The following is a 15,581-nucleotide window of genomic DNA, read 5'->3' on the forward strand; positions in this document are numbered from 1 at the left end:
TGCGGAATCGGAGCGGCGGTCCCTATCGTATCGACGAAAGCGACGTGTGGCATGCAGCAGCGGAATCTCACCGCGGACGGGTTACGAAGTCTACGTCTCGTGCCTCGGCCCTCGACATGGTATCTTCGTGAAATATACCAGAAACACGGAGTATACCATGAAGAAAGAGAGCCGGAACTCGCCGACCGATGCTTCGCCGGACTCGATGCCGGATTCGGTGCCCGACACCGAACGCGTGACGATCGACGAAGCCGGCCGCGTGGTGGTCCCCGCCCGCTTTCGTCGCGCACTGGACATTCAGGGCCGGCAGCAGTTGATCATGGGCCTGGAGGGCGACACGATCCGGCTGCGTACCCCCAGCGCCGCGCTCGCGCGGCTGCAGGCCATCGTGCGCCGGCACCGGAAGGGCTCCGGGAGCGTCGTCGATGAATTCATCCTGGAACGGCGAGCCGAAGCCGCCCGTGAATGAACCGGCCGAGACCGTCCTTGACGCCTCGGCCGTCCTGGCGGCCCTGCTAAATGAACCGGGGGCGGTTCGCGTCGAACGCGCGCTCAAGCGAGGAGCCGCCATGTCGTCGGTGAACGTGGCCGAGGTCGCGGCGCGTCTCTCGCAAGACGGTCTGTCCTCCGTGACGGTGGCGAGCGTCGTCCGGGGATTGGGAGTCGAGATCATTCCCTTCGACCGCCAGACGGCGCTGCTCAGCGGTGCCTATCGCCCGCAAACGCAGCGTCACGGCCTCGGACTGGGTGACCGCGCATGCCTGGCCACCGCAAGCAGCCTCGGTCTCCCGGTCCTCACCGCGGACCGGACCTGGGCCGACCTCGACATCGACGGCGTCAAGGTCGTGCAGATCCGGTAGAGGTCTGCCGAGTCCAGGGCTCGCGGTTCACTAGGGGACCAGTGCGCCCGGCTGCCGCTCCTTCACGTGACGGCGCATCCAGTCGAACATCTCCCACACGGTGTGCAGGACCGATTCGCGGGCCCGGTAGCCGTGGCTTTCGTGGGGCAGCATCACCAGGCGGACGGTGCCTCCCAGGCCCTTCACGGCGTGGTACATGCGTTCGGACTGGACGGGGAAGGTCCCGGAGTTGTTGTCGATGACGCCGTGGGTCAGGAGCAGCGGTTCGTTGATCTTCTCCGCGTGCATGAAGGCCGACATGCGGAAGTAGACCTCCGGCGCCTCCCAGAAGGTGCGGCGCTCGTACTGGAAGCCGAAGGGCGTGAGGCTCCGGTTGAAGGCGCCGCTGCGCGCGATGCCGGCGCTGAAGTCGTCGGAGTGCGCCAGCATGTTGGCGGTCATGAAGGCTCCGTAGCTGTGGCCGGCGATCCCGACCCGGTCGCGGTCGGCCACGCCCATCTCGACGAGCTTGTCCACCGCGGCCCGGCCGTTGGCCACCAGTTGCTCCACGTAGGTGTCGTTCGCCGCAAAGCCGCCCACGATCGGCATCGCGGCGTCGTTGAGCACCGCGTACCCCTGCATGAGGAGCAGGAGGTGCGAGGCGCCGGAGATGGTCGTGAAGCGGTGGGCCGAGCCCCTGACCTGACCGGCGCCGTCCTCGTCGGCGAACTCGCGCGGGTAGGCCCATACCAGGACCGGGAGACGCTGGCCGGGCTCGTAGTCGGCGGGCAGGTACAGCTCACCCGATAGCGGGATGCCGTCGTCGCGCTCGTAGTAGATCTTGCTCTTGGTGATCCCCGCGAGCCGGGGCTGGGGGTTGGAGAAGGAAGTGAGGGCCGTGCGCTCGTCGTTTTCCGTCGTGACGAGGTGGTAGTTCGGGGGCTCCTCGCTGGTCTCGCGCCGGATGACGATCCGGCCGGCGCGTGCGTCCGCCAGACCGACCACGGTCTCATAGCTCTCCGCGCCCGAGTGGAAGAGTCGCTGCCGCTCGGCGGTCGCCAGATCCAGCCGGTCCAGGAATGGCCGGTCTCCTTCCGGAGATCCTCCCGGGCCCGCCAGAAAAATGCTCGTGCCGTCCGTGTGGACGACCGGCTTGCCGGCCCCGTCCTGTTTCATGACCGGGTCGCCCGGATTGCCGTACCAGTCGTCCGTGCTGCGGTCCCAGAGGAGCGCGGGCTGGCCGCCGGGAGTGGAAGCCGGCACGGCCCAGGCGCGGGACCGCCGTGTTGGCCAGTCGAATTCGTAGACCAGGGCGGTCTCGCCGTCCTCGCCCCACAGGACCGGATAGCCGAAGCCGAAGGCGCCCGAGCCCAGGCGGTGCTCGGTGCGGACGAGTTCGGTGCCCTCTCCGTCGAAGGGCGCCGCGAGCGTCAGCACCCGGTCGCGGTGGGGCACCTCGAGCGCGGGATTGCCGCCGTCGAGGGCTTCCACGTAGGCCAGGGTGGCGGGCACGCCGGGGCGCCAGGAGAACTGGCGGAGACCGGCGCGGCGAAAGCCCAGGTGCTCGGGGCCGCCCTCGTCCAGGGGGAGCGTGGCGAGCGTGCGCAGGGGCGCGCCGTCGCTGCCGAGGACTTCCACCTCCCTGGCGAAGCGGGAGTCGGGCACGAGGTACGAGTAGGGGCGAACCGTGCGGACGGACAGGTAGTAGTCGCCGCTCGGTGAAGGGTCGAGGGATTCGTAGACCGCCGGGGCGCCGATGGCTTGCGTGGCTCCGGTGGCGGCGTCGACGAGGGCCGGCTGCGACGTGAGGTAGTAGTCGAAGAGCGCCTCGTCGTGGGCGTCTTCCAGCAGGTCCTGGAAGGTCCACGAGGGGGTGGCCTCGCCGCCGGATTCCTGAGTGATGGGGCCGACGGGGATCGCCGCCGGGGTGGGCGGGACGCCACGGCCATCGGGGACGAAGTGGCAGAGCAGCGAACGGCTGTCGGGCATCCAGGCGCAGGGTTCGCCGCGGGCGCCGTTCAGCGCCGGGCTCGTAAGGGCTCGCGCGGCGCCCGTTTCCGGGTCGGCGAGCCAGAGGGCGACGCCGTCCGGGGTCGTTCGCGTGAAGGCGAAGCCGTCGCCGGCGGGTGACCAGAGCGGTGGTCCCAGGCCGTCCTCGGCACCGGTCACGTCGCGCGTGTCGCCGCCGTCCAGGTCGACGACCGAGAAACGCACGAACGGCGGCGCGGCGTGCATGCCGTTGGTGACCGGACTGATCCTGCGTCCAGCCAGCCGCAGCATCGGCGCGGCCAGATCTTCGATCCCGGGCATGCTCTCGCTGTATGCGAGGACCATCAGGTCACCGGACGCACTGATCACCGCCTCGGGGAACGGGGAGGCCTCCAGGATGTCGACGACGTCCGGGGGTGGTGTGCGGTAGGCCTCCTGAGCAGCCAGCCGGCCGGTTGGCGGTACAAGCAGGGTGGCGAGTGCGAGGATCGGGGCGGCGAAGCGACGGATCGACATGGTGCAAGCTCCCGCGCGGATGGGTCCGGTTGCGCTGATAGTAGGCTTGGCGAGCCGGGCGTGACAGCGATGGGCGCACGGCGAAGCGCTACCTCCCCAGCTCTGCCGAGATGGCGCTGTGGCGGTATTCGAAGATGCGCTCGAGATCGGGGCGGACGAACCATCGGTTGATCAGCGCGCCGCCGGGAACCGCGTACGTGACGTAGTCCTCGACGCGCGTGCCTCCGTCTTCCTCGCGGAAGCGGTGCTCGTGGACCCACTTCCGATACGGGCCGCGGCGCTGCTCGTCGATGAAGCCGTGCGGCGGATCCCAGCGCGTGATCTCGCTCCGCCACCGAATGGGGATGCCGTGCAGCCGCAGCCGATAGTCGATTCGCGTGCCGACGCGCATCTCTATCGGGGCCGGGGTGAGGACCCGAAACCCCACGAAGGGCGGCGTGATCCGCTCCAGGTTGTGCGCGTCGGAGAAGAACGCGAAGGTCCGCTCCAGCGGGCTGGGCACCCACTGGGAAGTGACGAAGATGCGATCGCGAGACGTTCCCGCGGGAACGTCTATTGCGCGCCCGCGGCCAGGAGCTTGCGGTGCATGCCGCGCACGTTGAGTTCGCGCCAGTCGTCGTAGCGGTCCCAGTGGCTGTAGTCCTCCATGAGGACGGTCGCGGCGGTCTCGTCCTCGCTCAGCCCCGCCTCGACGGCGGCCCGCACGGCCGCGTCCAGATCCCGGTAGTAGGTGAGTTGCCGCTCGATGGCGGCCCGGTCGCCCGGCGGGCCGTGCCCGAACACGATCGTCTCGAACGGGATCTCGAGCAGGCCTTCGATCGCGTCGAACTGGTCGGGGAAGTGGAAGCTGCCGAGGTCCTGGTACCCGAACCGGTCGCGCGCCACGAAGTCCACCGCGAAGGCGAGGCCGTGCGCCGGCAGGAAGCCGACGGCGATGTCGTCGCTGTGGCTGCGGCCCAGGTAGTGGAGTTCGATTTCGCCCCCCGCGAGCGTCATGGTCTCGTCGAAGGTGTCCGTGGGCGGGGGAAGGTCGGGGTTCGCGGCCTCCCTGAGCGGCGCGTCCGCGTTCCGGTGCGCGTAGATGGGGACGTCGGCCCCGAACGCTTCGCGCAGCACCTCGGCGCCCGTCGCGTGGTCCGCGTGGTTATGGCTGTAGACGATGGCCGCGAGTTCCGTCCCCGGCGCGACCCGGCGGATCTCCTCCGCGTAGGTGCCGGCCGCCTCGACGGAAATCGGATCGAAGGCGAAGACCCCCTCCGAGGTCACGGCGAACAGGGCGTTGTGTCCGATCCAGCGGAACTGGTAGACCCCGTCCGCGACCTCGGTCGTCTCGAACTGGGGCGGCGCGTCGGCGGCGGCAGCCTCTGCGCCCCCGGCGGGTTCATCGGACGGCGCCTCTCCTCCTCCGCAGGCAACCCACGACAGCGAAGCGCCGAGCGCGACGAGCGAGAGCGGGGGGATGCGAGAGATCGGGCCGGAAGAGCGCTTGCGAATCATATCTACTACCTCCATAGTAGCTGGCGCGGAATCGCCCGGTTGAGATGGGGCCGGGCGTCGCGCCCACACTCGAACAAACCTAAGCCGCGACGGGAGGCTGCCAAGATGCCGCAGGGGGCTGCCAGGATGAGGCGGATGTCACGACGGAACGCCAGCCGTGGACCGCGGTTCGCCGCGGGGGCCGCGACGCGGTTCACCGCCGGGTGGCTGGCGGTGCTCGGGGCAGCGCTCGGAGGCGCCGGCCTTCACGCCCAGGAGATGGTCGACCTTCCCGGCGAGGATCGTTCCGTCTCGCCGGACCTCGAGTTGGTGTACGCCATCGGATCCGCCGCGGCGGCGGCCGAGTGGGAGGAGTTCACGTCCATCTCCGGCGTCGCCTTCGACGGCGCGAGCAACCTGTATCTGCTCGACGGAGAGCGGACGTCGGCCAACGCGCGCGTCGTCGTGGTGGACGCGGTGGGGGGATTCGTGAACAGCTTCGGCCGCGCCGGCGACGGCCCGGGCGAGTTCCGCGCCGCGACGCAACTCCTGGTGTGGGAGGACGGTCAGATCCTGGTCGAGGACATGATGCACGCGGGATACCACGTCTTCAGCCCCGCCGGCGAGTTCCAGCGCATGGTGAGGGAGGGCGGCGGGGGCATGGGATTTGCCATGGCGCGCCGCCCGAACCTTCGACCCGAGCGGACGGGCGCTCGCACCCTGATCGGCCGCAGCGGACGCACGATCCAGCGCGTCGACATGTCCTCGGAGGACGTCGAGGATCGCGTGCTCGCGGAGGCCTGGGCGCCGGTCGAGGACGATGGCCCGCGGAGCGGCGATCTCGAAGACATGATCGACGAGGAATGGGGGTTCGAACCGGACCTGCTGTTCGACGCGCTGCCATCGGGCGGCGTCGCGTACTCCGACTCGTCGGCCTGGGCCGTCAAGCTCACCGATCCGTCGGGCGCAATCTCGCGCATCCTGCGCCGGCCGATCCGGCCGCTGGCCGTGACGGAGGAGATGGAACGGGAGGAGCGCGAACGGCAACTCGAGGCCGAGAGCAACCGCACGATCACGCAGCGCGGGAGCGCACCGCCCGCCGCGGTCCGCGAGATGATCGACAACATGAGGTCGCTGCAGCGGGAGGCCCTCGAGAACATGCGGTTCTTCCCGGAAGTGCCGGTCATCGCGGCCCTGCGCGCGACCTGGGACGGCGCACTGTGGGTCCAGCGGAGCACGGAGCCGGGTTCGGACGAACCGGGCCCCATCGACGTGATCGCGCCGGACGGCCGCTACCTCGGCACGCTCGAGACGGGCACCGCCGCGCTGCCCGACATGCCCGATGCCTTCGGTCCGGACGGACTCGTCGCCTTCATCGACACGGACGAGTTCGACGTCCCCGTCATCACCGTGTGGCGGCTCCCCCCCGCGATCCGCCTCGAATCCGCACGACCGCCACGACCCTAGGTATCCGCCTCCGGCCGGCGGAACGTGTTCCGCACGCGGAGCGATCGCCGGAAGTAGGCCGTCCAGATCGTCGCCCACGCCAGAGGACCCGACGACGATGGCCGCGAGGATCGCGATTGCGGCCACCCATTCCTCGGGGCTCCGCCTCTGCACCGCCCCTTCGGTCTCCAGATTGAAGGGGACGGCGGCCGCCCGCAGCGTGATCACGAGGGCGACGACCCACATCGCGACGACGTTCCACCGCGGGGCTCGCGGCGACTTCAGGAGGATGAGGGCGAGCGGGGACGCGAGGAGAAGGAAGATCGCGACGAGCAGCCAGATGGCGTAGTCGAGAAACCATCCCGACAGGCCCGCCGAATGGACGAGCAGGAAGGGGATGGAACCACAGAGGTAAACCAGGAGCCAACCTCCCACGCCGACCGGAGTGTCTCCGCGGTTCATGGTGCCAGCCGTTCCGGAGCATGGAGGGCGCCCGCGACGCCGTGCGCCATCCGGCGCCGCGAGATCGCCACGGTCGTGCGGGCGCGCTCCCCCGTCACGGTCGCATCGATCTCCGAGGCCGCTCGGAGGCCCGACTGGAGGGCTCCCTGCATCCACCCCCGCTCCCCCGAGGCGTGCTCGCCAGCGAAGTGAATGGGGCCCTCGGGCGATGCCAGTTCCGGGTGCTCGGCGAACGGGGGATCGTTCCGGGTGTAGGCGGCCCCGATCCAGGGCTGGTGCTCCCACGCGAAGTGGGTGCCGCGCTCCGCGACCTCGCGGGAGCCAGGGAACCAGCCATCAAAGCGATCGATGAAATCGGGGACGATGGCGCCGGGCTCCATCGCCGCGACCGCGCGCGCCATGTCTCCGTACATGTAGGACATCAGGATCCCCCGAGGTCCCGGCTGGTTCCAGGTCGGATGCCACATTTCCGAGAACCCCCCGACAAACGACAGCCCCCATCCGTTCAAGCCGTCCCCCTCCCAGTTCCGTTCCGCGTACTGGACGTAGACCCGGGTGACGTCCTGGTAGGAAGTGGCCGCGAAGGCCGCTCGCTTCGCCGCCGAGAGGATGGGGTCGAACACGATCCTGTCGATGACGGGGAGGGGAACCGTACAGATAAGGTGGCCGCCCCTCAGTTCCTCCGCCGCGTCGCCGGTTCCGTAAGAGGCCACGACGCCGGCCTCGTCCCGGACCACCCTCGTCACCGGCGAGCCGTACCGCACCCGGTCTCCGAGCGCATCGGCAAAGGCGATCGGCAAGGCGTCGGTCCCCGCCGGAATCTTGAGCCACGCGTCCCGCCCCCCAACGAGGAACACGCCCGGCGTCTCACGGTAGCGGTCTCCCCGCTCGGGAACGATGAGGTACTCACCGTCCTGCGTATAGAAGGGAGAGGTCTCGATCCCGAAGTGATCGATGTAGCCGAGCGTTCGATCGTGGTCCGGCGGGATGCGGGCCGGGCCGGATTCGGCGATGAGTCCGTCGTCGAAGGGCTCGCGAAGTGTCTGTACCCGACCCCCCGCTGCGTTTCCTGCCTCCAGAACCCGGACATCGTGCCCCGCGCGGACCAACTCGTAGGCGGCGACCAGCCCGGCAAGACCGGCGCCCACCACGATCACGTCGACCCGATCTGCGGGTGGGGGCGGTGGCGGCACACTGCCGATCGGACCCATGCCGTCGCCCGAGCAGCCGGTGCCCAGGGAGAGAGAGACCAGAGCACCACTGCCGCGGGCGAGAAAGTCCCGGCGGCTGAGCGTTGTCTTGTTGTTCACGCTTGACAACGCTCCGGTCGGGGCGCATGATCCGCAATCCGAATAAAAACCGAACATCAAGCCCCACGGAGCATCCATGTCCTACGCCGAAGGTCTCGCCGCACAGCTTTCCATGTCCAGGAGCCTGTTCAAGAAGACGCTCGAGACGTTCACGGAGGAGGATTCGGGTTTCGGGCCCAACCCGGAGGTCTTCACCGTGGCCGGCCACGTGGCGCACGCCGCCGGTACGGTGGACTGGTTCGTCGATGGCGCCTTCGGCGACGGCTGGAACATGGACTTCCAGGGACATCTCGAGGAGACGAGGGCCGTCACTTCACTGGCCGAGGCGATCGCGTGGGTCGACCGGGCCTACGGCCGGGCGATCGAGGTCATCGGGTCCGCCTCGGACGAGGATCTCCACGCGCCGATCGAAGATCCGCAGATCATGGAGGGGCAGCCTCGAGGGGCGATTGTGAACGGGATCGTGGATCACACGGCGCACCACCGGGGCGCGCTCACGGTCTACGCGCGCCTGCTCGGCAAGGTGCCCGTAATGCCGTACGCCTAGACCTCGCGCACGAAGAGCTGCGCGGCGGATTCGCGGCGCAGCGCGAGGAGGGTGCCCTCGACGGAGATGATCGGGTCTCCCGTGGGGGAATTTCGAACGCGGCGCAGTCGGCAGCCCGGCAGGATGCCGCGCTCGAGCAGCGGCTCGACCTCGTCGCTCGGGGCGTCGATGCGCTCGAGTTCGACCGTCTGCCGCAGCGGCACGTCCATCAGCGACGTACGGGAGCCGTTCGATCTTCCGTTCTTCACGCCGGGATTGTCCCTCACGTTGGTTTGACCGTCGGAGCGCAACATACTAGCGTCTTCCTCGGTTGAGAACCAGTCTCAACTAACGATAATCGTTATCGGTAGTTTCCCGTCATGTCCCCAGTCGCGACCCCAGCGCGCGCCGATCGCGGAGCCGGTGCGGACGCGTCCGCTTCCGGGCCGCCCGTCGTGGCCCTCATCGGTCCGCCCAACTCGGGCAAGACGACGCTCTTCAACCGTCTGACCGGACTGCGGCAAAGGGTCGCGAACTATCCCGGCGTCACGGTCGAGAAGCACGTCGGCCGAGCGCGCTTCGCCTCGGGTCTCGACCTGGACATCGTCGATCTGCCGGGAGTCAGCGGCTTCTCGGCCCGTTCCCCCGATGAGCGCGTCACGCGCGACGTGCTGGAAGGGCGGATCGAAGGGCTGCGAGAGCCCGAGGCCATCGTGCTCATCGTCGACGCCGTCCGGCTCGAGACGCAGCTCATGCTCGTCGGCCCCGTGCTCGAACGGGAACGCCCTACGCTCCTCGTCCTCAACATGGCGGACGAACTCGAGGCGGGGGACGGCACGCTCGACGACGAGGCGCTCGCCGCCGCCTTCGGCGTGGAAGTGGTCCGGACGGACGCGCGTACGGGGCGGGGCGTCGACGCGGTCGCCGACTTCCTGGACCGCGTGGCCGTGCGCTCTGCGACAACCGCGGCCGGCACGCCGTCGAAGGCGGGTTCCGAGGCCGGACGCGCCGGGCTGCCGACGATGGACGCGCTCTCCCGGCGCCGCGAGGTGGTTCAGACCGCGCTCGCCGCCGCGAAGTACCGCTCGGCCGGCCCGCCGAAGCTGACGCAGCGTCTCGACGCCCTCTTCCTGCACCGGGTCGCGGGCCCGGCCGTGTTCCTCGTCCTCGCCGTGCTCGTGTTCCAGGCCATCTTCACGTGGGCCACGCCGATCATGGACGGGGTCGAACTCGGCATCGCCTCCTCCGGCGAGTGGCTCGCGGCGCGGCTGCCGGCGAGCTGGTTCCGGGATCTTCTCATCGACGGGGTGTGGGCGGGGGTCGGCTCCGTCCTCGTCTTTCTCCCCCAGATCCTCATCCTCTTCCTCTTCCTCGGCATCCTGGAGGACTCCGGGTACATGGCGCGGGCGGCCGTGATCGCCGACCGCACGATGCTGAGGGTCGGCCTGCAGGGACGAGCGTTCCTGCCGCTGCTTTCGGCCTACGCGTGCGCGGTCCCGGCGATCCTCTCCTCGCGCACGGTGGAGGACGAGCGCGACCGGATGGCGACCATGTTCATCGCCCCGTTCATGACCTGCTCGGCGCGGCTGCCGGTCTATGCGCTCCTGATCGCGGCGTTCATCCCCGAGCGCCCGCTCCTGGGGCCGTTCGTCGGGACGCGGGCGGCGACGATGCTCGGCCTCTACGCGCTGGGCCTCGCCGCGGCCATCGGCACCGCCTTCCTGCTCCGGCGCACGTTCCTGCGGGGGAAGCCCGCCGGGTTCGTGATGGAACTGCCGCCGTACCGGATCCCGGCGCTACGGACGCTGGCCCTCCGCCTTCTCGACCGGAGCAAGATCTTCATCCGGAGGGTGGGGAAGATCATCCTCGCCGTGACCGTCGTCCTCTGGGTCCTGGCACAGTTCCCCCGGGTCGACGGCGCCCCGCCACCGGTCGAGGAGAGCGCGCTCGGACAGATGGGGCAGGTGATCGAGCCGGCGATCGAACCGCTCGGGTTCGACTGGAGGATCGGGGTGGGTCTCGTCTCCTCGCTCGCGGCGCGCGAGGTCATCGTCGGCACGCTCGGCACCATCTACGGAATCGAGGACGGCGACGAGACGTCCCTGGAACTGAGGGCGGCGCTACAGCGGGACCTGGACTTCGGGGGGGCCATCGCCCTGCTCGTCTTCTTCGTGTTCGCCCTTCAGTGCATGTCGACGGTCGCGATGATGCGGAGGGAAACCGCCGGCTGGAAATGGCCGCTGGCCCAGTTCGGCTACATGCTCGCGCTCGCCTACGCCGGAGCGCTGGCCGCGAACCAACTGCTCTGAAGCGGACCCGCGCCTTCCTGGCTACTCTCGCCAGGTCTCCTCGCCGGGGATCCCGCGACTGAACAGCACTTCGAGACCCTGGGCCCCCGGCAGCCCCGCCTCCGCGGCCGCCCGCGTCGCGACGCTCGGCTGCAGATCCCGAAGGATCCCGCGCACGCGACCGCTGCGGAGGTCGCGCAGGACGGCCATCGGCACGTCGCTATCGCTGTCCAGCGTGGCCGATCCCCGCGGCCCGGCGATGACGATGTTCGCCAGATTTCCTGCCCATCCGTCTCGTACCGGCAACGCGAACGCGAAGCTGGCACTGCCGTCGCCGTCCGCTACCTCGGCCATGTCGAACGTGAACGAGAACAGTTCGGCACCGTCCGCGGCGCGTCCGGAAAGCCGGTAGTCGCCGCCCGGGCGCGGCACCCTGGGCGGTGCGTCGACCACGAACGCCGGTTCCAGAAACGGCACGCCGTCGGCATCCGCGCCGCCCCAGAGGAGGAGGGCGCGGGTCGGCGGTAGACGGTCCGCTGCCGCCGCGCGCTCCGTCTCGCCCAAGCGGTACCGGAGCGCCCTCGTGCGGTGGTAGTCGCTGATCCCGTCGGGCGGTCCGCAGTACGACATCAGGTCCGGCGTGGACGGCGACAGCAGCCGGCCGCCGAAATCGTACCCCCAGGCCCCGATCGATCCGTCCGGATAGGGGAACGAGGCGTCGACATCGGTAGGATCCCCGCAGGGCGCATGCCGAAGATTGAAGTTGTGGCCGAGTTCGTGCGCGATCACCTTCGGGGACGACTGCGAGAAGCTCGACCAGCCGGGACGGTGGGCCAGGCCGGCCGCTCCCGTCACCGGCCACATCATCAGCCCCTGGTAGTGGCCGCCGCCTCCTTCGACGGTGCGGATCATGCTCGTCTGGCTCAGCAGCGTGAAGGCGTTGTTGCTCGAACTCAGCACGGGTTCGTGCGCGGTGACGGCCAGGTCGCCGATCGGCAGCAACGCATGTGTGATCCCGAGCCGCTCGTGGTTCTCCGGATCGGCGGCCATCGCCTCGACCACGTCCACGATCGACGAATCCCGGGTCTCCGTCCAAACGAAGGGGATCAGGGTCAGGTCGAACGGCGGCATCTCTCGAACCTCGATTGCCAACCGACCTGTTGCCGGGATCCGCCTGGCGACTCCGAGCGCCGGGTCCAGCGTCCCCTCCGGATCGATCTCCATCATCATCTCGAGTCCCGGCTGCACCACCCAGCCCGGAACCTCTGCGTTGGCCGATGTCGAAAGACTGCTCTCGTCCACCTCGACCGGGATCGGTGCCGACTGGCCCGGGATGTCTGCCACGAACACCTCCCGTCCGTCGAGGAAGAAGCGCGCCCGCGCCGGCGGAATCCCGGCGAACGTGCTTCGCTCGGCCGTCGGGAAGACGCGCAGCAAGGACTCCTCGCCCGCAACGAGCGGCACGGGGAACGTCAACGACTGCACCGCCTGTGTGAGGTATGCCGCCGGCGGTGATTGTCCGGCGCACGGTGCGATCCGGCGGTTGCTGATGCCCCGGAGCCAGGTCTGGAAGTCGGGGTCCGAGGGGACGCACAGGCCGGTGCCGCCGGCCATAAGCACTTCGAGCCGATCCAGGGTTGCCAGGAGGGCGGGAAGAGATCCCTCCAGCGCGGGGTTGTTCGAGAGCTGCAACTCCTTCAAGTCCCTGAGCGCCCAGAGTTCGGCAGGTACGGAGCCCGAAAAATCGTTGTTCGCGAGCAGCAGTTGTTCGAGGCTCAACATCCTCGCGAGTTCGGGCGGAATCGGGCCCGTCAGGTCGTTCCCGGACAGGAGCAGCCGCTCGAGGTTGGACAGGTTGCCCAGTTCGGGCGGGATCGGTCCTTCGAGATCGTTCGCGTCGAGGTACAGCCGCTCGAGACTGGGCAGACTGCCCAGTTCCGGCGGAATCGGCCCCCGGAGGTGGTTCTCGTTGAGATACAGCCGCTCGAGGCCGCGCTTGTTTCCGAGTTCCGGCGGGATCGGCCCCTGGAGATTGTTGTGGTTAAGGGAAAGCCATTCCAGGAGGAACAGGCTGCCGAGTTCCGGCGGGATCGGCCCGGTCAAGTCGTTGGCGGAAAGGTACAGCCACCTCAGACGGGAGAGGTCTCCGAGTTGCGGCGGGATCGGCCCCGTGAGGGCGTTCCCGTGGAGGCTCAACCCGAAAGGCTGCTGAAGTTTGCCGAGTTCCGGCGGGATCTTGCCCGCAAGGCCGTTAGATTCCAGCGACAGCTGAGTCACGTGGCCGCTACCGTCGGCGTCGACGCCGTACCAGGCATCCAACGGTGCATCCGTCAGCCAGCCGTCGTTGTTCCGCCAGTTCGAGCCACCGGTTGCTTCGTAGAGAACTTCGAGGATGTCCCGGTCCGAGAGACCGTCGCACGCCGCGCCGGTTCCCTCGTGCGTCGGAATGCCGTTCAGCCAGCTCAGGAAGGCGTCGTCGTCGGGGACGCATAGCAGCGTGCCCGCATAGTGGAACTCGACCAGCGGAAGGGCGGCGAATCCGAGCGGCAGTCGGCCCGAAAGCTCATTGTCGCCGATCCGCAGGTGCGTCATCTCGCCCAGGTCGCGCAGAGAAACCGGAAGTCTGCCCGTCAGACCGTTGCCGTTGAGATCGAGTCCCGTCACTCGGCCGACGGAATCGGCCGTGACCCCGTGCCAGTCTTCCAACACCTGGGTCGCGAGCCAGCCGTCGGAGTCCCGCCATCCGGAGCCGGCCGCGCTCTCATGGAGGTCCTCGAGCGCTTCGCGGTCGGCGTGGTTGCAGAAAGGCCCATCACTTTCCTCGATGCCCTGAAACCACGCTGCGAATGGGGCGGTGCCCGGGGCGCAGAGACCGTCGTTCCGCCGAAAGTCGAGCTGCGCCAGATCGACGAGCAGCAGCAGGTTCTGGGGAATGGGGCCTTCGAGGTCGTTACGGTCGAGGCGCAGTTGCTCCAGGCGGGACAGGTTTCCGAGTTCGGGCGGGACCGGACCCTCGAGGTCGTTTCCGTACAGGTACAACTGCTCGAGGCCGGACAGGTTCCCGAGTTCCGACGGGATCGGTCCTTCAAGATCGTTGTGGTAGAGGTACAGCTTGCCCAGATCCGACAGGCGGCCCAGCTCCGGCGGGATCGAGCCCGTCAGGTTGTTGCTGGAAAGAGACAGCCGCGTCAGGCGGGAAAGGTTTCCGAGTTCCGGTGGAATCGAGCCGGTCAGCGCGTTGCCGTGCAGGTTCAATCCCCCAAGGTAGGTGAGGTCTCCGAGTTCCGGCGGGATCGGTCCCATGAGCTCGTTCACCCGGAAGCTCAGTTCGGTGAGGTTCGTGAGTCGAGCCAGTTTCGGGGGGATCGAGCCCGTCAGGCCGTGCGGCGTGCGCCTCGTGCTATCGGAATTGGACGTGCCTTCAAGAACAAGCCTTACAACCCGCCCTTCTCCATCCGTGTCGACGCCATACCAGTCGTCGAGCGGGGCATCGGTGAGCCAGTTCTCGCTGTCGACCCAGTTCGGTCCGTTCGTCGCCCGGTAGAACGCCTCCAGCGTTGCCCGGTCCGAGTTCGCGACCGTGAGTTGTGCGGTTCCGCTCGCGTCTCCCGCCGTAGCCGTGATCGTGGCCGTGCCCGCGCCGACGCCACGCACGAGACCCGATGGATCGACCGTCGCCACCGAGCGGTCGCCTGACGACCAGCCGAATCCCGCCCCGAGGACCGCCCGCCCGTCTTCGTCGAACGCCTTCGCCGTGAACCGCAGCGTGTCGCCCGGCGCGATCGTCGCCGCCGCCGGCGACACCACTACCGAGTGCGCCGATTGTGTCACGGTCACGACCGCCCCGCCCGCCGCCCTGCCCGCCGCGGCGGCCACCACGGTCGCGCCGGCGCCCACGGCAATGACCCGCCCCAGCGAGTCCACCGCCGCCACCGCGGCGTCGCCGCTCGACCACGACACCTCCACACCCGTCAGCACGCGTCCGTCGTCGTCGCGAGCCTCCGCGGACAACTGAGCCGACTGGCCGAGAGCGGTGAACCGCACCGTGTCCGGCTGCACCGTCACCGCGCCCACCGCCGGGATGACGACCAGTTCCGCGCTCCCCGAGACGCCCGACGCCTCGGCCGTCACAACCGCCGTCCCCACGGCGACCGCCGTCGCCAGCCCCGATCCGTCCACATCGACCACCGACGCGTCGCTGGAAGACCAGGCGAACGTCGCCTCCTCCACAGCGTGTCCGTTCGCGTCCGTCGCCGCGGCCACCAGGCGCAGCGTGTCTCCCACCTCCGGCGTGTCGGCGGGCGACGTCACCGCCACCGCGCGGACTTCCTGGGCCACCGTCAGCGAGGCGCTTCCCGACGCGTCACCCGCGGTTGCGGTGATGGTTGCCGTGCCGTTGGCCACCGCCGCCGCCAACCCCGCCGAGTTCACGGTCGCTACTGCCGCGGCGTCACTCGCCCAGGTCACGGTGGCTCCCGTCATCGTCCGCCCATTCTGGTCGCGGACTTCGGCCGTCAGTTGGACCGTCTCGCCCAGCGCCGTCAGCTCGGACGTGGCCGGGCTCACGGACACGGCGGTCGGCCGGGCGGGAGGAGGAACGAGCGGGGGTGGGGGAGCCGGAGCCGTGGCGGAGTCGCCGCAGGACAGGATCGCGAGGAGCGATAGCCCCATCGCGATGCTACGGCGATTCATCGGAGTCTTCGCAGCCGCCACGCCGAACTCCATTCTC

The 15,581-nt window shown here is 69.1% G+C and carries 11 protein-coding genes and 1 pseudogene; 6 read left to right on the forward strand and 6 right to left on the reverse strand.

The window, feature by feature from the left end:
- Positions 1-157: 157 nt before the first annotated feature.
- Positions 158-469, forward strand: coding sequence for an AbrB/MazE/SpoVT family DNA-binding domain-containing protein (locus ACOGI9_RS01895; protein WP_419858212.1), 312 nt, complete (start codon positions 158-160; stop codon positions 467-469).
- Positions 462-860, forward strand: a complete 399-nt coding sequence (locus ACOGI9_RS01900) for a type II toxin-antitoxin system VapC family toxin (protein ID WP_419858213.1) — start codon at positions 462-464, stop codon at positions 858-860. The genes ACOGI9_RS01895 and ACOGI9_RS01900 overlap by 8 nt, the downstream gene beginning before the upstream one ends.
- A 30-nt stretch (positions 861-890) precedes the next feature.
- Here ACOGI9_RS01900 and ACOGI9_RS01905 read toward each other — a convergent pair whose 3' ends face one another.
- From ACOGI9_RS01905 to ACOGI9_RS01915, 3 genes are all read right to left on the reverse strand, one after another.
- Positions 891-3,344, reverse strand: a complete 2,454-nt coding sequence (locus tag ACOGI9_RS01905; protein ID WP_419858214.1) for a prolyl oligopeptidase family serine peptidase — start codon at positions 3,342-3,344, stop codon at positions 891-893.
- Between the two features lie 88 nt (positions 3,345-3,432).
- Complete coding sequence (locus ACOGI9_RS01910) at positions 3,433-3,846, reverse strand: SRPBCC family protein (RefSeq protein ID WP_419858215.1); 414 nt, start codon at positions 3,844-3,846, stop codon at positions 3,433-3,435.
- Between the two features lie 50 nt (positions 3,847-3,896).
- Positions 3,897-4,841 carry an MBL fold metallo-hydrolase gene (locus tag ACOGI9_RS01915; RefSeq protein WP_419858216.1) on the reverse strand — a complete coding sequence of 315 codons (945 nt, stop codon included), beginning with the start codon at positions 4,839-4,841 and terminating at the stop codon, positions 3,897-3,899.
- A gap of 135 nt (positions 4,842-4,976) precedes the next feature.
- On the opposite strand from ACOGI9_RS01915, the gene ACOGI9_RS01920 reads away from it, so the two are divergent.
- The gene (locus ACOGI9_RS01920) at positions 4,977-6,287 is read left to right on the forward strand and encodes a hypothetical protein (RefSeq protein WP_419858217.1); all 1,311 of its coding nucleotides are present in this window, start codon (positions 4,977-4,979) and stop codon (positions 6,285-6,287) included.
- 97 nt (positions 6,288-6,384) lie between these two features.
- The gene (locus tag ACOGI9_RS01925) at positions 6,385-6,615 is read left to right on the forward strand and encodes a hypothetical protein (protein WP_419858218.1); all 231 of its coding nucleotides are present in this window, start codon (positions 6,385-6,387) and stop codon (positions 6,613-6,615) included.
- A 109-nt stretch (positions 6,616-6,724) separates the two neighbouring features.
- Here ACOGI9_RS01925 and ACOGI9_RS01930 read toward each other — a convergent pair whose 3' ends face one another.
- On the reverse strand, positions 6,725-8,038 hold the full coding sequence (locus ACOGI9_RS01930; protein WP_419858219.1) for a flavin monoamine oxidase family protein: 1,314 nt from the start codon (positions 8,036-8,038) through the stop codon (positions 6,725-6,727).
- A 76-nt stretch (positions 8,039-8,114) separates the two neighbouring features.
- Between ACOGI9_RS01930 and ACOGI9_RS01935 the strand changes: the two genes are divergently transcribed.
- Entirely contained in the window at positions 8,115-8,585 is a 471-nt protein-coding gene (locus tag ACOGI9_RS01935; RefSeq protein WP_419858220.1) for a DinB family protein, read from the forward strand.
- On the opposite strand, the gene ACOGI9_RS01940 is transcribed toward ACOGI9_RS01935, so the two are convergent.
- Complete coding sequence (locus ACOGI9_RS01940) at positions 8,582-8,833, reverse strand: FeoA family protein (RefSeq protein WP_419858221.1); 252 nt, start codon at positions 8,831-8,833, stop codon at positions 8,582-8,584. The genes ACOGI9_RS01935 and ACOGI9_RS01940 overlap by 4 nt on opposite strands.
- Before the next feature lie 186 nt (positions 8,834-9,019).
- Between ACOGI9_RS01940 and feoB the strand changes: the two genes are divergently transcribed.
- Complete coding sequence (feoB, locus tag ACOGI9_RS01945; protein WP_419858222.1) at positions 9,020-10,873, forward strand: ferrous iron transporter B; 1,854 nt, start codon at positions 9,020-9,022, stop codon at positions 10,871-10,873.
- 3,111 nt (positions 10,874-13,984) lie between these two features.
- On the opposite strand, the pseudogene ACOGI9_RS01950 reads toward feoB, so the two are convergent.
- Positions 13,985-15,577: pseudogene (locus ACOGI9_RS01950) on the reverse strand (Ig-like domain-containing protein); the annotation flags it as partial.
- Between the last annotated feature and the right edge of the window lie 4 nt (positions 15,578-15,581).

This window comes from Candidatus Palauibacter irciniicola, assembly GCF_965208695.1.
Classification (GTDB): domain Bacteria; phylum Gemmatimonadota; class Gemmatimonadetes; order Palauibacterales; family Palauibacteraceae; genus Palauibacter; species Palauibacter irciniicola.